Origin of the sequence: Paraburkholderia phenazinium, from assembly GCF_900141745.1 — a bacterium.
GTDB lineage: Bacteria > Pseudomonadota > Gammaproteobacteria > Burkholderiales > Burkholderiaceae > Paraburkholderia > Paraburkholderia phenazinium_B.
This window is the reverse complement of record NZ_FSRM01000002.1, coordinates 1300830-1322457: the sequence shown is the minus strand read 5'-3', so window position 1 is coordinate 1322457 and position 21628 is coordinate 1300830. Positions and strand designations below refer to the sequence as shown.

Annotated in this window: 18 protein-coding genes; 3 read left to right on the top strand and 15 right to left on the bottom strand. The window is 60.0% G+C overall.

Annotated features, from left to right (window positions below; genetic code table 11):
- Positions 1-31: 31 nt before the first annotated feature.
- Positions 32-673: an MAPEG family protein gene (locus BUS06_RS25970; protein ID WP_074267263.1), complete on the bottom strand. Its 642-nt coding sequence runs from the start codon at positions 671-673 to the stop codon at positions 32-34.
- 291 nt (positions 674-964) lie between these two features.
- Here BUS06_RS25970 and BUS06_RS25965 point away from each other — a divergent pair, with 291 nt between their 5' ends.
- A complete protein-coding gene (locus BUS06_RS25965; RefSeq protein WP_167379432.1) occupies positions 965-1480 on the top strand; it encodes a GNAT family N-acetyltransferase in 516 nt (171 codons plus the stop codon).
- A 99-nt stretch (positions 1481-1579) separates the two neighbouring features.
- Here the strand turns inward: BUS06_RS25965 and BUS06_RS25960 are convergent, their stop codons facing one another.
- Positions 1580-3121 carry an FAD-dependent monooxygenase gene (locus BUS06_RS25960; RefSeq protein WP_074267261.1) on the bottom strand — a complete coding sequence of 514 codons (1542 nt, stop codon included), beginning with the start codon at positions 3119-3121 and terminating at the stop codon, positions 1580-1582.
- Positions 3122-3181: 60 nt separating this feature from the next.
- Positions 3182-4057 carry a LysR substrate-binding domain-containing protein gene (locus tag BUS06_RS25955; RefSeq protein WP_074267260.1) on the bottom strand — a complete coding sequence of 292 codons (876 nt, stop codon included), beginning with the start codon at positions 4055-4057 and terminating at the stop codon, positions 3182-3184.
- A 17-nt stretch (positions 4058-4074) separates the two neighbouring features.
- Here BUS06_RS25955 and BUS06_RS25950 point away from each other — a divergent pair, with 17 nt between their 5' ends.
- The gene (locus tag BUS06_RS25950; RefSeq protein ID WP_302050864.1) at positions 4075-5046 is read left to right on the top strand and encodes an NAD(P)-dependent oxidoreductase; all 972 of its coding nucleotides are present in this window, start codon (positions 4075-4077) and stop codon (positions 5044-5046) included.
- A gap of 190 nt (positions 5047-5236) precedes the next feature.
- On the opposite strand, the gene BUS06_RS38350 is transcribed toward BUS06_RS25950, so the two are convergent.
- Positions 5237-5647 carry a hypothetical protein gene (locus tag BUS06_RS38350; RefSeq protein WP_254368962.1) on the bottom strand — a complete coding sequence of 137 codons (411 nt, stop codon included), beginning with the start codon at positions 5645-5647 and terminating at the stop codon, positions 5237-5239.
- Here BUS06_RS38350 and BUS06_RS25945 point away from each other — a divergent pair.
- On the top strand, positions 5622-8759 hold the full coding sequence (locus BUS06_RS25945) for an autotransporter family protein (protein WP_254368961.1): 3138 nt from the start codon (positions 5622-5624) through the stop codon (positions 8757-8759). The two genes, BUS06_RS38350 and BUS06_RS25945, sit on opposite strands and share 26 nt — an antisense overlap.
- Positions 8760-8839: 80 nt before the next feature.
- Here the strand turns inward: BUS06_RS25945 and BUS06_RS25940 are convergent, their stop codons facing one another.
- From BUS06_RS25940 to BUS06_RS25890, 11 genes are all read right to left on the bottom strand, one after another.
- Positions 8840-10030: a porin gene (locus BUS06_RS25940; protein WP_074267257.1), complete on the bottom strand. Its 1191-nt coding sequence runs from the start codon at positions 10028-10030 to the stop codon at positions 8840-8842.
- A gap of 285 nt (positions 10031-10315) precedes the next feature.
- The gene (locus tag BUS06_RS25935; RefSeq protein ID WP_074267256.1) at positions 10316-11929 is read right to left on the bottom strand and encodes a methyl-accepting chemotaxis protein; all 1614 of its coding nucleotides are present in this window, start codon (positions 11927-11929) and stop codon (positions 10316-10318) included.
- Positions 11930-12017: 88 nt separating this feature from the next.
- Entirely contained in the window at positions 12018-13079 is a 1062-nt protein-coding gene (locus BUS06_RS25930) for a maleylacetate reductase (RefSeq protein ID WP_074267255.1), read from the bottom strand.
- A gap of 41 nt (positions 13080-13120) precedes the next feature.
- Entirely contained in the window at positions 13121-13417 is a 297-nt protein-coding gene (locus BUS06_RS25925) for a Dabb family protein (RefSeq protein WP_074267254.1), read from the bottom strand.
- 150 nt (positions 13418-13567) lie between these two features.
- Complete coding sequence (gene mmsB, locus BUS06_RS25920) at positions 13568-14776, bottom strand: multiple monosaccharide ABC transporter permease (protein ID WP_074267253.1); 1209 nt, start codon at positions 14774-14776, stop codon at positions 13568-13570.
- Between the two features lies 1 nt (position 14777).
- On the bottom strand, positions 14778-16307 hold the full coding sequence (gene mmsA, locus BUS06_RS25915) for a multiple monosaccharide ABC transporter ATP-binding protein (protein ID WP_074267252.1): 1530 nt from the start codon (positions 16305-16307) through the stop codon (positions 14778-14780).
- Between the two features lie 92 nt (positions 16308-16399).
- Positions 16400-17470, bottom strand: a complete 1071-nt coding sequence (chvE, locus tag BUS06_RS25910) for a multiple monosaccharide ABC transporter substrate-binding protein (protein ID WP_074267251.1) — start codon at positions 17468-17470, stop codon at positions 16400-16402.
- Positions 17471-17567: 97 nt separating this feature from the next.
- Positions 17568-18656 carry a Gfo/Idh/MocA family protein gene (locus BUS06_RS25905; RefSeq protein WP_074267250.1) on the bottom strand — a complete coding sequence of 363 codons (1089 nt, stop codon included), beginning with the start codon at positions 18654-18656 and terminating at the stop codon, positions 17568-17570.
- Between the two features lie 24 nt (positions 18657-18680).
- A complete protein-coding gene (gene iolG / locus BUS06_RS25900; RefSeq protein WP_074267249.1) occupies positions 18681-19673 on the bottom strand; it encodes an inositol 2-dehydrogenase in 993 nt (330 codons plus the stop codon).
- Positions 19674-19715: 42 nt separating this feature from the next.
- Positions 19716-20597, bottom strand: a complete 882-nt coding sequence (locus BUS06_RS25895) for a sugar phosphate isomerase/epimerase family protein (protein ID WP_074267248.1) — start codon at positions 20595-20597, stop codon at positions 19716-19718.
- Positions 20598-20664: 67 nt separating this feature from the next.
- Entirely contained in the window at positions 20665-21588 is a 924-nt protein-coding gene (locus BUS06_RS25890; RefSeq protein ID WP_074267247.1) for an intradiol ring-cleavage dioxygenase, read from the bottom strand.
- Positions 21589-21628: the final 40 nt, after the last annotated feature.

Below are 21628 nucleotides of genomic sequence, written 5' to 3'. Positions count from 1 at the left end.
TCAGCAAGCCGGATCACCCGAATCTATTGAATCAATCATTTTCGACTGGCCGCGTCCCCCAAAACAACACAGCTTCAATGGCGAAAAATACAACAACCGGCACAATCGCCCCCACCGTCCCTGCGATGTCACGTCCAAACCGGCTCGCGACATAAAGCAGCACGATCATGCTGACCGCCATGCCCGGCGCACCGAGCCCGCGAAGCGCCGCGCTGCGATGATAGCCGACCCAGAACGCGGCCCGCCCGGCGATCCAGACCACGGTTGTCGCTACGACCGCGCGCATCGCCGAACCGTCGGGAGAGTAGGCGGCCAGACCGAAAAGCGACGCCGCAAACACGATGATCTGCTCTACCGTGTTCTGCAGGTATCGTTGGTTGACGCGCAACCTGCGTGTCTCGAAGCCCGCCAGCGGATCGAACGCGGGTGAGGTCAACCGCTCGTGCGCCACTGCTTCGACACCCGTCACCAGGCAGAACAGCACGGCAACACACCAGCACTTAAGTGTCAGCAGCATCCGGGCGTCGAGACTATCCATGCCCGGCAAGGGCGACATCAGATAGTCGATACCAAACCAGAGTACCGAGGCAAGAAGCGAGGCAGCCGCGATGCCAGCAATGCCTATTGTGCGCTGCTGGCGAAAGTTGGACGGGTCATGGGCCGGATCGGTCATAGATTTTCCCCCTGGTATTTCGAACAGTGACGTCGTTGGCTATAACAGGCCAGTCGAGAGGACGGTAACACGTTGAATGTCGGGTCTCGGCAAACCCGCAAGACCTTTTCGGGTCGCATGCGACCGATAGCATGTCGGCAGGTACAGCCCGACAGTCGCAGAGATAGCCACACACAACCGTCGACAAGCCCACCCCAATCACCGACAATTTAATGCACCATCATTCCGCCGACGTCCTCGACAACATTGACCTCTCCAACTCTACCTACGTCATTTGAAACAGACCGCCTCGTGATCAGGTGTCCTCGGTCTGGCGACGGTCCCGACTTGTTTGACGCGGTCGTCGACGCGCTGACGGAACTGAGGCGCTTTCCAGCGTCGTTGCCATGGGCGCTCGAAACACCATCAATCGAGACCTCCGAGTCGTTTTGCCTGGCGGGCTCCGCAAATTTTCAGGCCGGAAAAGACTTTCCGTTTTTGTTTATCGACAAGACGTCGCGCATGGTTGTGGGCAGCGGCGGTCTTCACCGGCCAAGATGGACTGTTCCAGCTTTTGAACTTGGCTTCTGGGGAAGGTCATCGCATGTGGGACGCGGACTGTTCAGTGAAGCCGCCAACGGCCTGGCAAATTATGCTTTTGCCAATTTCGGCGCAAAGCGAGTTGAAGCGATCTGCGACGACTTGAATGAAAGAAGCATTCGAGTTTGTGAACGCATCGGAATGCAACTGGAAGGCGTGTTGCGGCAGGAACGGCGCGCATCGGACGGCAGTTTGCGAAACACGCGCATTTATTCGAAGCTAGCGTGAGTTTGCGCTCGGGTCAGGCAGGTGCCGGCAACAGGCGGTCGTTCGCTGGGTCGGCGGTTCACCGATTTGCCTGCTGGACTTCGGGCGCCAGCCACCGATTTATCGCGCCAATCCGGCCAGGCGTAGCCAGGTCACAAGTGCAACAGGGTCACGCCGGTCATCAGCAAAACCGATCACGCCATCTGGACGCACCACGAAGATCGCTCCCGTGCTGGGTTCCCAGATCGTGCTTGCGTGGTTGAGCGAATCCACGAGCGTCGGCACGCCGCCGTCCTCAGGCATCGAAGCGCCGGGCGACAACACACGGACCGCGTGAACAGCGTCGGGGGCAGCAGCGAGGCCTGCGTCAAGCACCGCCCCCCACCCTTCGCCAAACGCCAACACCGTGGCCCGTGGTCCGCGGAAGACATCGAACAGCCGCAATGACCTGCCCTCACGATCGACCAAACCCGGTGCATCTGGCGCACGATCCCCAGCGTGCAGGCTGCCGGGTGCCGAGCGTAGTTCGTGCGAAAGCGTCGACTCCCGATAGCTGATGCCGAGTTGGGACGTGTCCTCCGATGGAGCGACAAGGCCCTGCGTGTTCGAAGACAGCGTCGTGGCGGCCAGCCGCGTCGAAAGTTCGAGTACATGTCGCGCTACCGGCAACCGCTCGGCCTCGTAACTGTCGAGCAACGCACTGTCGGCGCCCCGCTGCACCGCCGCCAGCTTCCAGCCGAGGTTGAAGGCGTCCTGTATCCCGGTGTTCATGCCTTGCCCGCCCGCAGGTGTATGCACATGCGCTGCGTCACCGGCTACCAGGATGCGCCCGGCACGATACCGCTCAACCATGCGCACATTCGCGCGCCACAGCGAAGTCCAGTCGGGCCTCGACAGGCGGATGTCGCTGCGGCCCGTGTAGCGCTCGACCAGTTGCTGGAAGTTCTCCAGGGTGGGGGAATCGGGCGACTTCGGACCGATTGCGATCTGCAACTGGAATCCGTCGGTGCCGGCCAGCGGCGCCATCGCAAGAAAACCTCCGCCTTCAGGGCGCCACACGTGCCAGTGTGCGCGGTCTACCCCTTCGACATGCAGGTCGCCGACCAGCATGCGCATGTCCTCATGCGTCTCGCCGAGAAAACCCAACTTGGCGATGTGCCGCACGGTGCTGCGCCCGCCGTCGCAACCCACCAGCCAGGCCACGTCGACTTCGTCAGTGCCTCCGGCGTGCTGGAGTCTCGCGCGCACGACGTCGTTGGCCACTTCAGCGTCGATGAGAGCCGTTCCGAATTCAACGCGGCCGCCGAGCGCTTCGAGGCGGCCGCGTAGCGCGGCTTCGGTGCGCCACTGAGGGATCAGGACGGATGACGGCCAAGGCGCATCGGGCCGTTGGGCCGGCACGGGACGCGGCACGTCGCGAAAACCGCCATCGGCCGTGTACTGTCGATAGGGCAAGCCGACAAGACCTGAACTCACAATCTCATCGACAATGCCCAGCCGGTCGAACACTTCAAGCGTGCGCGGTTGTACACCTTTGGCGCGTGAACCGGCGAAAGGACCTTCGGCAGAATCGATGATCCGGAACGGCATCCCTCGCACGGCAAGCTCACAGGCGAGGGTCAAGCCGGTTGGACCCGCCCCGACAATCATGACAGTGGACATCGATGCGGCCTCCGTTAAAGGTAAGAAAGCCCAACTAAAATGGAACTAGCAATACGCTACCTAAGACTTGGCTATCAGCCTTTTACGAGTGACCGTTTCGAGAACGCTCACGAATTCCGACGCTGCAGGAGATATATCCGTGCCGGTGAGAATGCGCAGCTCAAGCGCCGGCAATCGCGGTAGCCCAAAATCGAGCCGTCGTATTCCATCAGGAATGCCATGCATCGTCCGGACAGTCACACCGAGGCCAAAGCGGACCGCGGCCCACAAGCCAGACAGGCTTGGCGTAGTGAGAGACAGACGCCAGCGGACCGCGGCCGCATCCAATGCCTGGAGGGCGGCCTGCCGAAACAGACACGGGTGATTGAAAAGCACGAGCGGAAGACCGTCCTGATACCCGCGCACTACCTCCGCGGCATCCTCCCGGCCGAACCAGAACATCGGCATGGATGCCAGCAGGTCACCCGCCCTCGAGCGCCCCGCTTCCGAAAACGCGAGCGCAATATCGAGCCGTCCCGCCCTAACCTCTTCCTCCAAGGCATAGTTGCGCCCTGCGCGGACCTCGACGTGCACGTTCGGCTGCAATTTCGAAAAGCGGGCGATCGCATCGGGCATGACGTCCTCGAAGAAATCCTGCGGCAATCCCAGCCGGATAGCCGGCGCCGCAACCGTCGCACCCAGCGTCGCGCCGGCTTCGTCATGCATGGCAACGATCCGCCGCGCATACGCGAGCAGTGTTTCACCCGCCTCGGTAGGCACAAGTCCGCGGCCGTTGCGCTGGAACAGGATGTGGCCCGCCTGCTCCTCAAGGCGTTTCAACTGCATGCTGACGGCTGATTGCGACCGCCCGAGCTGAACAGCCGCACGCGCGAAGCTGCCCAGTTCCGTACCGACGACCATGGTACGCAGCGCTTCGATATCGAAATGTGGCCTCATCTATCTGAATCCTTGAAGTGTTACTTCATATATATCCGTTAGACGAAATGGTAGCCGTTGATCAGAATCATGGGCAACTAAAAAAGGAACAGGCCATGAATACATCGAAGGCAATTGGCTTCATCGGCATCGGCACCATGGGCGAGCCGATGGCAAACAATCTTCTGCGCGCCGGCATCCCGCTGATGGTGTGGAACCGGTCGGCGCAACGGTGTGAACCTCTGTCGCGAGCTGGCGCGACGGTCGCGCAGAACATCGCCGACGTGTTCGCGAGGTGCGACACGATCATCCTGATGCTGGCCGACGGTGCGGCCATCGATGCCGTACTCGGCCGAGGCACGCCCGAATTTGTTGCGCGTGTCGCAGGACGCAGGCTGGTCGCCATGGGGACGGTGTCGCCGGGGTTTTCGGAGGCCTTGGCGGCCGACATCCGCGCAGCCGGTGGTCACTATGTGGAGGCGCCGGTCTCGGGTTCACGCAAGCCGGCCGAAGCGGGACAGCTTGTCGCCATGCTCGCGGGGGATGACGAGGACGTCGCTGCGGTACGCCCGTTGATGGCTGCGATGTGCCGGGAATGTTTCGAGTGCGGCCCGGTGCCGTCAGCCCTGCGCATGAAGCTCGCAGTGAACGTCTTCCTGATCACAATGGTCACCGGCCTGACCGAAGCTGCACATTTTGCCGAGCGCCATGGTCTCGATATGGAGCGTTTCGCTGCCATCCTCAGTGCTGGCCCGATGGCGAGCGATGTATCGCGAGTCAAGGCCGCCAAGCTGGTACAGCGCGACTTCGCTCGTCAAGCCGGCATTTCCGACGTGCTGAAAAACAGTCGGCTGATCGTCGAGGCGGCCCGCGAGGCGGCCGTCGCAGCACCGCTCATGGAAACATGCTTCTCGCTCTATGGCGAAACCGAAGCCTTGGGCTTTGGCGAGGAAGACATGGCGGCCGTTGTCCGGGCATTCGAAGCGCGTACGGCAGGTGGTTCGCTATAAGCTTCTTTTGTTTTCGCCTTAAGCACGGACCCGCTCTGAGGCACGCGGCGTCGCACAATGACCGGGCATGCGCAGGGGTGTGCACGGCATCGTTAGTTTCTCTCCCGATCTCCCTCCTGATCGCGCGCCAGTAAGGCAATCGCCCATTCCACCAAGTCGTCTCGTATCGGTAATAATTTCGGTTACCTGATTATGTTGTCATGCACAAAGATAGCTTCTTTTGATGCATTTTCATTGCGTCTCTTTCGCACTCTTTATGAAATCCAGTTCGACCAGTCTTGTTGATATTTTGTAAATAGATGATATAAACAAAGCCACGCATCGGTCTGCATCGACAACGCTCATTTAAAGCGGGCGAAATTATGCAAAGGAACGTGTGGAGTCTCGGCTTTGGCGGGATGGCAATCCTTACCGGCGCGATGCCGGTGGGCGCTGATGCAGCCTGTTCGGCGACAGCACCGGTCAGTAATACCACCGTTACCTGCTCTGGCACAGGCATCTCATCCGTCGTTGCCGCGACGGGAAGCACCAACGTCACCATCAACATCGATTCAACGGCGACCGGCAGTTTCTCATTGCCGGGAACGCCGACGCCATTCACGGTTGACTCCTCCAGCGCGATCACCAACAACGGCACGCTCTCCCTGTCAGGCAACGGCACGGGTGTCGCGAACCGCGGTGCGGTACTGATCGGCATGAACAACGGCAATACGATCACCAACGGCACGACAGGCGTGATCTCCACGACGGGTGCCTACAACGACGGTCTCGCAGCGAACGGCAACAACAACGCGCTAATCAACAACGGCAAGATCACGACGACGGGCAACAACTCGTATGGCATGACAGCCGCGTGGGGGCAAAGCAACGCAGGCGCTTCGGGCAACACCCTCACCAACACAGGGACAGTCTCCACGACGGGCAGCAACGCCCGCGCCGCGTCGCTGCTAGGCGGCAGCGGCACGATTAACAACAGCGGCACGCTGACCTCGAGCGGCAAGGACAGCCCGGCTGTCTACATGCAGGGCAACAACGACACGCTGATCAACAGCGGCAAGATCCAGACCACGGGTACCGCGACGAGCAGCGGAAGCGTCGACGCGGTCGTGTCGAACACCCTCGGTACATCGTTCACAGCGACGATCACGAACCAGACGGGTGGACAGATCATCAGCAACAACGGCATTGGTGTACGCTCGACCAACGGCAATACGACGATCACGAACGCCGGGCTGATCCAGGGAGGCGGCGGCACTGCGATCAAGGGCGGCAACGGCAATGTCACCCTGAACCTGCAGACCGGCTCGCAGATCATCGGCACCGCCGACGGCGGCGGCGGTACCAACGTCGTCAACCTGCAAGGCTCAGGCACCGCGTCGAACGCATTCGTCAACTTCCAGAGCCTGACGATGGCAGGCGACGCGTGGACCTGGGCGGGTACCGGCACGTTTTCGAACGCCCTCGTGCAGAGCGGCACGCTGAACCTGACAGGCACGCTCGGCACGACGACGGCATCGGTTATCGCGACGATCAACAGCGGCGCGACCCTGCAGGCCAATGCGTCGAACCTGCCACTCTCCGTGACGGATAACGGCCTTGTGCGCTTTCAGCAGGACAGCGCGGGCACCTACACGGGACTGATCGGCGGCGCGGGCGCAGTGGAGAAGGCAGGCGCGGGCACGCTGAGTTTGTCCCCGGCTGCGTCGGGTGGCAACACCTATTCGGGCGGCACGACCATCACGCAAGGCACCCTGTCCGTCGCGGCAGACAATGCGCTTGGCGCGTCATCCGGCGGCTTGACGTTCAACGGCGGCACGCTTCAGCTCGACAGCGCGTTTAATCTCGCGTCGAGCCGTGCTCTCTCGATCACCTTGAACAATGGCACAATCGACACGCAAGGCTACGACTCGACGATCACGCAGAACATCACGGGCGCGGGCTCGCTGACGAAGCTCGGCTCCGGCGCGTTGACGCTTAACAGTGCGAACAGTTATACCGGCGGAACGAATGTGGATGCGGGCACACTTATCGTCGGCGACGGAACGAGCTCATCGGCGGCGCTGTCCGGCGGCGGCCCGGTCACGGTCGCATCGGGCGCAACGCTTGGCGGCTACGGCAGCGTGACGGGCAACGTGACGAACAGCGGCACGATTTCCGTGGCGAATGCGCTCGGCAGTCTTTCGAGTGGTTCGACCGGCAACTTCCAGATCAACGGCAATCTGACGAATGCGGGCCTCGTGCAACTCGGTGGCAGCGGCATCGGCAATGCGTTGACGGTCGCGGGCAACTATGTCGGTCAGAATGCAACGATCGCGCTAAACACCTATCTGGCCGGAGATGGCGCAGCGTCGGACAAGCTCGTGATCAACGGCGGCGCGGCAAGCGGCACGAGCACGCTGAAGGTGACGAATGTCGGCGGCCCTGGTGCGCTGACTCCCACAGACGGAATCCAGGTCGTGCAGGCGGCCAACGGCGCGACGACGGCCGCGAGCGCCTTCACACTGTCCGGTGGATCGGTCAGTGCGGGCGCCTACACGTATTACCTCGCGAAAGGCGGTACGTCGACGGGGACGAGCGACAGTTGGTATCTGCGCAACACGGTGCCGCCGAAACCGCAGCCGCTGGCATCGCAACCGGATCAGCCGAGTCAGCCCGGTCAGCCGGCTCCAACTCCCCCATCGCCCATCGTCGCGGAGGGCACGCCGCTCTCCATCGCGCAGGCCGTCGCCGCTGCGGCCCCAGGCGCCGCAGAAGTGCCGGTCTACCGGCAGGAAGTGCCGCTGTACACGGAAGCGCCGGCGGTCGCCCGCCAACTCGGGCTGGAGCAGATCGATACGTTCCACGATCGCCAGGGCGAACAGGGGCTACTGACCGGGAACGGCCAGGCGCCAGCATCGTGGGCGCGTGTCTGGGGCGGCTACAGCGACCTGCAGCAGAAAGGCGACGTGGCGCCGTCCTTCGACGGCACGGTATGGGGGATACAGATCGGGCAGGAGCTATACGCGGACAACAGCCCCAGCGGCCACAGCAATCACTATGGATTCTTCCTCGGCTTCTCGCGCGCGGTAGGCGACGTGAACGGCTTTGCACTGGGCCAACAGGATCTGGGCGTCGGTACGCTGCAGGTGAATGCGTACAACCTGGGCGGCTACTGGACGCACGTGGGTCCGGGCGGCTGGTACACGGACGCAGTGATGATGGGTAGCGCCCTGACCGTGCGCACACTTTCGAACGACGGCGTGAGCGGTTCGACGGACGGCAACGCGTTCACGGGCTCGGTCGAGGCGGGGCTGCCGATCGCGTTGGGCTACGGGCTGACGCTGGAGCCTCAGGCGCAACTGGTGTGGCAATGGCTGTCGCTTGACCGGTTCAACGACGGAGTCTCCGACGTGACGTGGAATAACGGCAACACGTTCCTCGCCCGGGTTGGCGCACGGCTGCAATGGGCATTCGATGCGAACGGAATCGCCTGGAAGCCTTACCTGCGTGTGAGCGTGCTGCGCTCATTCGGCGCAGACGACGAGACGACTTTTAGCGGCACGACGACACTGGGCACCCAGGTCGGCCAGACGGCCGGTCAGATCGGCGCAGGGCTCGTCGCGCAACTGACGAAGCATGGCAGCGTGTATGCGACGGCCAGCTATCTCACGAATCTCGGTGGCCAACATCAGCGCACGATTACCGGCAATGCCGGCGCTCGCTGGACCTGGTAGCACGCCATCCCTGGTCTTTAAAAGCGATCACGCCCCGACCGGCAGCGACTGCCGGTCGGGGCGTGCGCGAAGCTGTGCTCCTAGAACCTGTGGCGAATGCCGACGCGTCCGACCAACTGCTTGCCGTTCGACGAAATGGCGGTGGTATCGGTGATGGCCGCGACTGCCGGACCGCCGGTAGAGTCGTCGCCGATAGCGCGCTGGTAGAGCGCCATCACATATACGTCGGTACGCTTGGACAGCGAGTAGTCGAGCGCCGCGTCGTATTGCAGATACTTCCCGCTTTCGACTGATTTTCCGTTCCGCTCCGTGAGCGAATTGCGATCGACGTAGTCGGATGCCAACAGCAACTGCAATCCGGGCGAGATCCGATAGATGAAATTGACCTGCACGTCATTGAAGGTCGCCGTGCTACCCGTCGCGTAGCCACCGGCCGGACCCTTGGCGCCGGTCGGCATCGGATTACTACCCAGATTCATGAACTTGGCGTTCGTATACGTGACGCCGAGCGTTGCCGACCCCAACTTGTAGGATCCGCCGAAATCGATCAACTGAAACGTGTTTGCGCTCATGAAGCCGGAGTAGATCGGCGTCATCAAGGTTTCGGGCAGACTCGAAGCGGCAGTGCTAAACATGCCGGTGCCCGGGTTGCGCGCGTTCAGGTAGGCAGCGCCAACGGCGACCGGCCCCTGGTTATACGAAGCACCGAGCGACCAGATCTGGTTATTGGTGAAGTTTCCAGCCGTACCGCCGAGACTGTACGTACCGCCGAATTTCAGGCCCGAATAGTTCGGGCTGGCATATTTGATGGTGTTGTTATCGTGGTAATCGATGTTCGAGTTATCGAGGTCGCCTGGGTGCGCGCCGTAGACGCCGCCGCCCAACTGCCCGGCTGCGAGCGGAGCCGCATAATCGAAAACCGAGTCGTATTGGCGACCGAGGGTGACCGTGCCGTAGGGAGTCGCGAGGCCAACCCAGGCCTGACGGCCGAACAACAGGCCGTTCTGGCTCAGCGCGCCGCTGTTGCCGTTAAAGCCGTTTTCGAGCAAGAATACCGCCTTCATGCCACCGCCGAGGTCCTCGGCGCCGGTCAGCCCCCACCGGTTGCCCTGCATCACGCTCCCGGCTAACTGGTATTGGTGGCCGCCTTTGTTGTTGGTGATCATGTCGAACCCTTCATCGATAATGCCGTACAGGGTGACACTGCTTTGTGCGTGTGCGGCGCCGGCTAATGTGCCGAGCGCGACGAGGGCGATAGTTGATTTTTTCATCTGGTGGGTGATTGTTGTTTTACTGTCTAAACAGAGCCTGTCGCAACCGGACGAAGCAACGCCAATCAAACCGCATGGAAGCGGCTGATACGTTATGGAGCGTCACACTCGAGACAGGAGTCCGTAACGTCAGCTTGTCGCTGACGACTTAACAGAGCCAACAATGCCACTACACAGCATGCTCTTAAATCAGGGTAAATTCGAAGCAGAATGTTCTATCACGCCACCCGATAACTTTGCTATGCTTTGCGGCGAGGCGCCATCCGTAGCCGCGCATCTTCGCTCCTAGCCGGTTACGGACTCCCAGGCTTCTCCAATCGGTCGGCGGGTATCCTTTAGGTCAGAAGCGGACATAGCTTCGATTTTGAAGACCGAGACTGCGTCCCGCAGCGCTGTCGCCTGCTCGGACATGGCCTGCGCGGCCGCCGATGCCTGCTCCACGAGCGCCGCGTTCTGCTGTGTCACCTCGTCCATCTGACCGACCGCGTTGTTCACCTGCTCGATTCCGGTACCCTGTTCTTCAGAAGCCGTCGCGATTTCGCTCATGATGTCAGTCATCTCGCGTACCGCCTTCACGATGTCATGCATCGTTGCGCCAGCCCGTTCGACCTGCTCCGAACCTTCGGCCACATGCTGGACCGAATCGTGAATCAATTCCTTGATTTCTTTCGCAGCACTCGCGCTGCGCTGCGCCAGCGTCCGGACTTCGCCCGCGACGACCGCGAACCCCTTGCCCTGCTCGCCGGCCCGGGCCGCCTCGACCGCTGCGTTGAGCGCGAGAATATTGGTCTGAAACGCAATCCCTTCGATCACCGAAATAATCTCGGCGACCCTATCCGAGCTCCGTGAAATCGACTGCATCGTTTCGACCACCTGATGCACCACTTCACCTCCGCGCATCGCGACTGCACAGGCTCCTCCCGCCAGCGCGTTCGCCTGTTTCGCATTTGCCGTGTTCTGACGCACCGTCGAAGTCAGTTCCTCCATGCTCGCCGCGGTTTCCTCGAGCGATGCTGCCTGCTCCTCCGTACGCTGGGAGAGATCCATATTTCCCTGCGCAATTTCTCCGGCAGAAATCTTGATCGACTCGGCTGACGACTGGATACCCGCAACGATCGACTTGAGTTGCTGCCGCATAGACTCCAGCGACGCCATCAGGCTAGCGTGATCGTTCGGCGCCACAGGCACTGCAACCGACAGGTCACCTTGCGCAATGCGCGCCGCAACATCCGCTGCATCGGCTGGCTCTCCGCCCAGCGATCGCACGATCCCGCGGGTAATCCAGATTCCCAGCGCAACCGCAAGAAGCACGGTCATCGCACCCGCCGCCGCAAGCACGAGCTTTGTTGCCAAGGCTAACGCTGCGACCTCGTTAGAGCGTCTGTCGAGTTCCATCTGCTCAGCGCTGTCGAATTCGGCCGCGACCTTCCTATAGCGACCCATGAACGGCTTGTCATTCCCCTGCCTGAAATAGTCCGACAACGCATTCCAGGGTTGTTGACCCGCGGTTACGTCTCTGCGCAGCCCGATCAGTTTCTCGTCGATCTCCTTGACCTTCGCGCGCATCTCACTCAAGGTTTTGAGTCTTTGTTGCTGGTCGGGATCGTCGGCTGTCAACGAGCGAGCCACGTTCAGCGCCTTGTCAAACTGCTCACTCCCTGCGTTGTACGGCTCCAGCAATGGTTCGGTTCCGGACGCGACGAATTCACGCACACTCGCTTCCATCTTGATCATATTGGTCAACATGTCATCGCTGGTGCGCAGGACCTGATAGCTACGAACGTTCCAGCCGTTCGCCTGATTGAGCCGGAGGAAGTTGATGATGGAGATCGTGTTTCCAACCAGCGAAACGACTACAACTGCGCCGAACGTTGCGGCAAGCTTTCTGCCTACGGTCATCCTCATGAACTTATCCCCGGGGTGACATACCACCTTTACTGCGTGGATATTTTGAAGTTATGCACTCGCGTCTGTCGCAAGCCGTTTCTCAAGGCCGAGGCCGAGCGCCTTCCCAGGCGCGCTGGAGCAGCGCTCGAAGGGGAACAGCCTCCACTGGACGCGGATTCCAGTAGGGATTCGACAAGGCTACTTCGCATGCCTGATCAAGATCGGACTCGCTCAGTCCAATCTCACGCAACCCGCGTGGCACACCGAGTTCCAGGCTCAGTTCGTACAATCCATCTGCGGCGACATCCACGTTGAGTGCCCGCGCAATACGTGTGATTGCGTCATCTGCGACGATGCTGTTATACGCGAGTGCATGCGGAAGAACGATCGCATGCGTCTCCGCATGCGGCAGATTGAAGGTGCCTCCAAGGGTATGGCAAAGCTTGTGATGAAGTGCCATTCCTACGCTGCCGAGGACCGTCCCGCACAGCCACGCCCCGTAGAGGCACTCACTGCGCGCTTCCCTGTTCGTGCTGCTCGCTTTCACGCCACGCAGACCTTTGGCGAGCGCGCGGATTCCCTCTTCAGCCATCAGCGACATGACGGGGTTTCCATCCTTTGCATATAGGCCCTCAGCAGCGTGAGCAATCGCGTTCAAGCCGCTCACCACCGAAAGACCGATCGGCAAACCGAGCGATAGCTCCGGATCGTAGAGCACTGTTTTCGGAAGTACCTTTGCGTCGCGCCCGGTCCGCTTGAGTCCCCCTTCGGTTATGCCGTATATCGGCGTCATCTCCGAACCGGCATACGTCGTCGGAATCGCGATAATCGGCAGCGACGACTCGAGCGCGATGGCTTTGCCAAGGCCAATGGTCGAGCCGCCGCCAATGGCTACCGCGCAGTCGGCGTCGACCGACTTCGCATGCTCGCGAGCACGTCGGGCGTTTTCAATGGGCACATGCATCTGCGCGCCGTCGAAAACGCCGGCACTCGAGGGGCCGAGGAGAGAGGAAACGATCTCGGCCTGCTCTCGCTGCTCCGGCGTGCACAGAACCAACGCCCTGCGCGCTCCCAGCGTCTCGACTTCCTGCTGGATGAGTTTCATGCTGCCTGCGCCGAAAATCACCCGGGAGGCAAGCGTCGTATACGTAAAGTCGTACATAAGATCTGGATTTCCTCGTTATGGGAAACAGGCGTTCGGGCTCAGATGTAATCCACCTGATGCCTGGCAATACGACTATCTCCGATGATCTGCTTAACGCGGATATGCTCGGGATGAACCGCATACGCTTCAAGCGACTCGTGACTCTCGAACTCGGTGTAGAGTACGACGTCACAGGCGTAATCGACTCCGCTGACATCCACGCCGACCTCCAGCTTTGTGAGCCCCGGGATCTTCCCAGTGAGACTTTCGAAGGCACTCTTTACAAGCTGAGCCGTTTCCTTCTTTTGCTCGGGCGTATCACCGCGAACATCCCACATAACGATGTGCTTGATCATGTCGATTCCGTATTAACTTCCAATGCCTTGGGAAACCATGCGCGAGCGTCCCTGCGGGTACTTGCCCACATAGATCGACTGCCCACTTGCCCGCTGAAATTTTCCAGGTCCAGGTGCACGTCATCTGACGGCACCTCCGAAACACAATGCTCAAGCCTTGTTCTTGTTGTAGACGTCCACAAAAACCGCCGCGAGCAACACTATCCCCTTGATCACCTGCTGATAGTCGACGCCAATGCCCATAATGGACATCCCGTTGTTCATCACGCCCATGATGAAAGCGCCCACGACCGCACCGACCACCTTCCCAACACCGCCAGAAGCAGACGCACCGCCAATAAAGCACGCAGCAATCACGTCGAGTTCAAAGCCCGTACCTGCTTTCGGTGTGCCGCTGTTCAGGCGAGCCGCGAAGATGAGACCGGCCAACGCCGCCAGCACACCCATATTCACGAAGGTCATGAAGCTGACTGCAGGAACACTGACCCCCGACAATCTGGCTGCTTTCGCGTTGCCCCCCACTGCATAGATACGACGGCCAATGGTGGTGCGATTCATGATGAATGTGTAAACACCAATCAGCACGCCCATGATGACGAGAACCGTCGGCAGACCGCGATACGACGCGAGGATGTAGCAGAGAAAGACGATCAGGCCGGTGAGGATAACGTTCTTCGCGATGAACATCGAAAACGATCCGCTGGTCATACCGTATTTCGTTGCGCTCGCGCGGTGCCGAAGCTCGATCACGAAGAAGAGCACGCCCACCAGAATTCCAAGCAGGATGGACGTGATGTGCAGATTCTGGCCGTGAAAAACGTCGGGAATGAAGCCGGAGCTGACCGTAGCGAACGCGTCCGGGAAAGGCCCAATGGACTGACCCTGAAGCACGAGGTTGGTGAGCCCGCGAAACACTAGCATGCCGGCCAGCGTGACGATGAACGACGGCATCCGCCAGAACGCAATCCAGTAACCCTGAATGGCTCCGATCAGCGCGCCGGTGATGATGCAGATGACAGTGGCCAGCACGTAGTTGACATTGAACTGCACCATCAGAACCGCCGCGAGCGCGCCCACCAGTCCGGCGGTCGAACCGACCGAGAGATCGATATGGCCTGCGACGATCACCATCAGCATACCGAGCGCCATGATGACGATATAACTGTTCTGAAGCACCAGATTCGTCAGATTGAGCGGCTGCATCAACACACCGTTCGTCGACACCTGGAAGAATGCCATGATGACGATGAGCGAAATCAGCAGTCCGTATTCACTCGCGCCCCGCTTGAACGCGCGAACGATTTCGCTTTTTTCAACTCCGGCTTCCTGCGGCGCCGCCGGCGAAAGTACCTTACGCATTTTAGATGCCTCCATTTCGCATGATTGCCCGCATGATCTTCTCCTGCGAGACTTCCTCCGCGGTGAACTCGCCAACAAAGCGGCCTTCGTTCATCACATAAACGCGGTCGCACATGCCAAGAAGCTCCGGCATTTCCGAAGAAATCATGACCACGCACTTGCCCGCTTCAACCGCCTGATTGATGATGCTGTAAATTTCGTATTTCGCGCCCACATCGATGCCTCGCGTGGGCTCATCCAGAATGAGTACTTCGGGCCCCGAAAACAGCCATTTGCTGAGCACCACTTTCTGCTGATTGCCGCCGGACAGATTGGCGACCACATGGGTTACCCCTTGGGCGCGGATACGGAGCTTCTTCAGAAAATCTGCCGCAACTGTCATTTCCTCGTGTTCGTTAATGACTCCGAGTTTCGACACGCCCGTGAGGTTCGCCAGTGTGATGTTTCGCTGGATGTTGTCGTCAAGGATCAGACCGTTTCCTTTCCGGTCTTCCGTCACATACGCAAGGCCTGCCTTGATGGCCTTCTGCACCGACGAAACGTCTACCGGCTTTCCGTGCATGAGCACGGTTCCGGAAATGTCCTGCCCGTACGTTCCGCCAAAAACACTCATGGCAAGCTCGGTACGCCCGGATCCCATCAGACCGGCGATACCCACGATTTCGCCTTTTCGTGCCTTCAGATTGACGCCCTTGATGACAGCGCGGTCCCGCTGGGTTGGGTGCTGTGCGCGCCAATCCCTGACCTCGAAAATCACCTCGCCGATCTTTGGCACACGCTTCGGGTAGCGGTCCGACATCTCACGGCCGACCATCGCCTTGATGATGCGGTCTTCGCTCACACTTTCCGCCTTGCAGTCGAGCGCATCGACCGTGGAGCCGTCGCGGATGACCGTGATGCCATCGGCAACGCGTGAAATCTCGTTGAGCTTGTGCGAAATGATGATGGACGTCACGCCGCGCGCCTTCAACTCCAGCAGGAGATTGAGCAGCGTATCGCTGTCCTTTTCGTTGAGGCTTGCCGTGGGTTCGTCGAGGATCAACAGACGGACCTCTTTCGACAGCGCCTTGGCAATTTCAACCAGCTGCTGTTTACCGATGCCGAGCGTACCTACAGGCGTATCGGGGGAGTCAGTCAGACCGACCTTCGATAGCAGTTCCTTCGCCCTGGACCGGGAGCGTTGCCAGTCGATCACGCCTCGCTTCGACTGCTCGTTGCCCAGGAAGATGTTCTCGGTAATCGAGAGCATGGGCACGAGTGCGAGTTCCTGATGGATGATGATGATCCCGACCTGCTCGCTGTCTGAGATATCCGAGAACGCGCGATCTTCACCGTCGTAGACCACATTTCCTGCGAAAGAGCCGTGCGGATAAACGCCACTCAAGATCTTCATCAGCGTCGACTTACCCGCGCCGTTCTCGCCGCATATGGCGTGAATCTCGCCTTTTCGAACTTTAAGATTGACGTTGTTCAGGGCTTTGACCGCGCCAAAGCTTTTCTGAATTTCGCTCATCTCCAGAATGGTTTCCATCGTCGTACTCCTCGGGTCGATCAACTGCAACAGACCTCTGTTCGGTGCCGGCTGCAAATGCGCCGCCGGCACCCTCATTGGCCTGCGATTTGTTACTTCAACTGCGCCTGCGTGTAGTACCCGCTCGTGACCAGTTCCGGCTGCCAGTTGTCCTTGTCGACGAGGATGGGCTTCACGAGGTAGGTCGGAACGATCTTGGCCCCGTTGTTGTAGCTCTTCGTGTCGTTCACAGGTACGGGCTTTCCGGTCAGCGCGTCGTCCACGATGTCGGCCGTGATGCTGGCCAGCTTGCGCGTGTCCTTGAATACCGTGGTCGTCTGGTCGCCGCGGATAATGCCCTTGACGTTCTGCAGGTCGGCGTCCTGTCCCGTGACGATCGGCATCGGTTGTTGCGGTGTGCCATAGCCGACACCCTTGAGCGACGAGATCACACCGATCGCGATGGCATCGTTCGGCGTCCAAACGGCATCGAGCCGGTTGTTGCCGTAGAAAGCGCTCAGCAGGTTATCCATACGCGACTGCGCCGTAGCGCCGTCCCAGTTGCGCGTAGCAACCTTGTCGAATTCCACCTGCTTGCTGCGAACCACGAATTTGCCGCTGTCGATATATGGCTTGAGCACCGACATGCCGCCGGCGTAGACCATATGAGCGTTGTTGTCGTCGGACGAGCCACCGAATACCTCAATGTCGAAAGGCGTCTTGCTGCCCCTCTTCTGCCAGGCGGCAACGATACTCTGCGCCTGCAGAACACCCACACCATAGTTGTCGAACGTGGCGTAGTAGTCGACGTTCTTGGTCTGGCTGATCAGGCGATCGTACGAGATAACCTTGATGCCCTTCTGTTGCGCAAGCGCCAGCGCGTCGGAGAAGGTCTTACCGTCAATCGGGGCAATCACGAGCACCTTGACGCCCTTGGCCAGCATGTTCTCGACCTGGTTGACCTGCGTCGGCACGTCATAGTTGGCGTACTGGAGATCCGAGGAATAGCCTTTCGCCTTCAGCGCGTCGACCATGCTCTTACCATCGGTGATCCACCGCGACTCCGTCTTGTCGGGGAGGGAAATCCCAATGACCCCTTTGTCCTGGGCGTAAGCGCATACCGACACCGCGGACAATGTAATCGAAGCGGCCAAAGCCACCGCAACGTTCTTGATCATGTTCATCGTTTTGTCTCCTGATAAGGACTACATAGTTAACGTCTGACTATCGTTAGCCAGTTTCTACTGACCGGCCCCGAAAAGAGACCGGCCGTTTTCCTTCCTAGTCGATAAAGATCTCGGCTCCGGCCTGCTTCGAAGAAGCAAACATCGACTCAATGACGCGGCTGATGTTGTATGCCTGTGTGGCGGGGACAACCGACGGGGTACCGTTGCGAAGCGCGTCGAAGAACGCGTTCGATTCGCGGTCGAAGTAAACCGGATTGCCGATTTCAGCAATGTCGGGGGAATATTCGGTCTTCTTCGTGGCCCAGATTTCCGGGAAGCTCGTTTCCTGCCATTCGGTCCATCCTTCCGGATGGGCGCCCTTACCCGCGTCGTAAATCTTGTAGCTCGACGGCAGCGAACGGGAGGACATGATGCCTTCGGTGCCGTACGCCGTGATGTCCCAGCTTTCCGTCCAAGGCAGCACGTCCCACGACATGAAGTCGATGACGACGATCTTGTCTTCGTAGTTCAACACAGCGCCCGCAGCATCTTCGCGAGACTCGTCGCCATGGAAGTTCGGGAACTTCGTGATGCGGGCATTGACGGATCGCGGCAAGCCAAAGTGCAGGAGAATGCGGTCTACCAGATGGCAGCCGATGACAAAGACAGCGCCGCCGATGTCGCCCGGTTGGGTCATGTGAGCCGTGCCTGCCTCGTCATGCGAACAACCGCCGTGCGCACGCACCTGGACGACCTTGCCGAGGCGGCCGCTCTTCAGCGCTGCCTGCATGGCGTCAACCGACGGAGCAAAGCGCCAGCAATAGCCCACCTGCACGAGACCGCCGGTACGCTCGACCGCCTCGACAATCCGTTTTGCATCCGCGGAACTGCGGCCTGCGGGCTTTTCGCACAGCACCGACTTGCCGGCCTCGAGTGCTTCAATGGTCAGGTCGGCCATCTTCTCGCTCTTCGAGTGCACGAGCACCACGTGCACGTTGTCGTCAGCGAGAATATCGTCTTTCGTGCGCACTTCCAGACCGAGCGCATCCACGAATGGCTCGAGCAGCGGACTGGTGTCCCACGCGCCGAGCATCTTCGCGTCGGTACGACGCTGGATCGCCTTGACCCGACCGGACGTGTGCGGATGCGTAATACCGAGGCACGCCACGCCTAACGTTTCGTTGGCACCAATCTTTCGTGTCATGTCTTATCTCCTCCGGATTTCCCGTTACACCTTGACCGTCTTCTCCGACACCGCGGACTCGAGCGCACACTCAGCCAGACGCAATGCCTTGAGGCCGTCCTGCACCGAGGTCGGCAGGGGCGAATTCGTACGCAGCGCTTCGACGAATGCTTCGAGCTCGGCCTTGTAAGCCGCTTCATAGCGCTCGAGGAAGAAGTTCAGGAGCGGTTCGCGAACATCGGTTGCGTCCTTCGTCCAGCGACGGATCGTCGAGGGGCGAAGGTTTTCCTGCAGAAGCATGCCCTTGGAGCCGGACACTTCCATACGCTGGTCGTAGCCGTACAGCGCCTCGCGACAGCAATTGATGTGACATTGCTTGCCCGACGCGGTGCGAAGCTGCACCATCACCGTGTCGAAGTCGCCGAGCGCTTCCAGCGACGGATCGACGAGCCGGCTTGCCGTTGCCATGACTTCGACCGGCTCTTCGCCCAGCAGCCAGCGGGCCATGTCGAGATCGTGAATCACCATATCGCGGAAGATCCCGCCGGAGTGCTCGACGTAATCGCGCGGCGGCATGCCCGGATCGCGACTGGAGATGATGACCTGGCGCACTTCGCCGACATCGCCTGCATCGATCGCCTTGCGGAAGGCCTGGGACGTCGGATCGAAGCGACGGTTAAACGCGAGCATCACACGGCCGCCGAGGCGTTCGACCGTGTTCGCCGCGGCGAGCGACTTTTCCATGTCGAGGTCGATAGGCTTCTCGCACAGCACAGCCTTGCCGTTCGCCACGGCTTTCAACATGAATGTGATGTGGGTATCCGTCGGCGTGCCGATGACCACAGCATCGATGTCATCGCGATCGAGGACGGCCGAAGCATCCGTCGACGCTTCACAGCCAAGTCTTTCCGCAAGCGAGGTCGCAGCCTTCTCAACAGGATCCGCAACGACGACCAGTTTTGCGTTCGGGCTCGCGGCGACGTTGCCAGCGTGAATGCGACCAATGCGGCCAGCACCGAGTACGGCGATTCGAATCATGTGAGTCTCCAGAAGTACTTTGTGGGTTTAAGGTCAGGCGCGTCAGACGGAAGCCGCGCTTTTTTCCGAGAACTGAGCGACGGTAGTGTCATAGGCGCGCTTTGCCATCTCGTCGAGCGGCAACTTCCGGTGCGTCTCGGAGATAAGCTCCACGCCGTAATAAGGAAGCGTGCACCCCGCCTGTTGCAGAGCATCAATGAAGGCGGGACAGTCGCCAGCACCTTCGCCACAAAGCTGACGGTTAAAGCTCGAGTCCTCGAACAGCGTCCCTTTGATCTGCGCGGCTACGTCGTTCAGTTCCACACCGGTGATGAAGCGCGCCGGAATTTTGGCGACTTCGCTATAGGGGCTGCCACCGCGAGCTACGTGCCAGTGGTCGACCATCAGGCCACCGTTGGGCTGGTCAGCACCTTCAGTAATCTTCAGCGCTTCCCCGATGTTTCGGATGGGGGAGAAAGGCATGAACTCGATTGCAACCGTCGCGCCAACCGTCGCGACGTCTTCGCAAAGTTTCGCGAATTCGTCGGTCATGCGCGCAAAGTCGGCCGGACTTTCATCGAAGGGGCTCGCGCCGATCTTCAGATTGCGCATGCCAAGCTCGCCGCCCAGCTCGATGACACGGCGACGGAAATTATCCGATTTGACACGCGCCTCGCCATCGAGGTACCAGTCCATGAGAATTTCGAGCTCGAAGTACTTCATGCCGGTGTCGTCCAGAATACGCTTGACGCCAGAGAGTCCGTATTTCTCGACGCTATGCTCGAGGTCATCGAGGATGAGGCCGACGCCGCTCCAGCCAGCACGCGATGCCGCTTCGCAACGATCTCGCAGCGGGAACGGGCTGACTTCGACCGGGCCACACGGATAGACGTCGCCCGCAATGGTCCAGTATGCCGCCAGCAGTTCAATTTTCTTCGCGCTCATGTGTAGTACTCCTGTTTCTCAGTTTCATCGGTTCGTCGACGGCACACGCTCCCGCGTGCCAAAACGGTTACGGGGTTGGCCGCGTGGGCCTGGTAGACGTTGCGAGCGTGAAGTCCCACGACACAGACCAGAACGGTGATGAGAACCCGACACGCCTGGCGGCTTCCGGGTCGTCAACCTTGTTGAATTCGGCGATGAGTTCACGCTTGACGCCGAAGACCGCGTCCTCAGGAAGGTACGGGCAGTCCGGCGTGAAGATGTGGGTAATGACGGGCTCATAGCCCGGCGCGGTCACAATGAAATGGAGGTGGGCCGCACGATTCGGGTGGCGCCCCATTGCGCCAAGGAGTTTGCCGACCGGGCCGTCCGACGGAATCGGATAGTGGCGCGGCTTGACGGACTTGAACCAGTAGCGCCCCTCCGCATCCGAAGTAAATGCGCCACGCAAATTCGAATCGGGCTGAATCCCTTTTTGCTGCACGTCGTAGAAGCCATCGTCATTGGTCTGCCAGACTTCGAGCTTCGCGTTCGGAATCGGTGTGCCGTCAATGTCCGTCACACGCCCGGCTACGACCAGAGGTTCGCCCTTTCCGTCGAGACAGATGTTGGCGCCGTTTTCGTACTCCGGCGAATTCGCAACATAGAACGGGCCGAGAATCGTGTTGGGTGTCGCTCCGCTCGGCCGGCGATGATTGATCGCGTCGACGAGCATCGAGACACCCAGGATGTCCGACAGCAGGATGTACTCCTGGCGCCAGTCGGTACACATATGACCGGTTTCAGTCAGGAACTGGATGGCGGTGAACCATTCTTCATGCGTCGGCTCGATCTCCTTCACCGCTGCATGCAGATGCTTGACCAGAACTGTCATGACCTGCCGCAGCCGTTCGTCGACATTCGGCGCCATGCGCGCGTTGACGACGTCGGCCGAGTGCGTTTCATCGAAATACGGCGATGGGGATGGCGATTCAGAGGGTGCTGCAGATTGCATGGAGCGTCTCCTTCAATGTTTTCGTACCGCTTTGAGACGA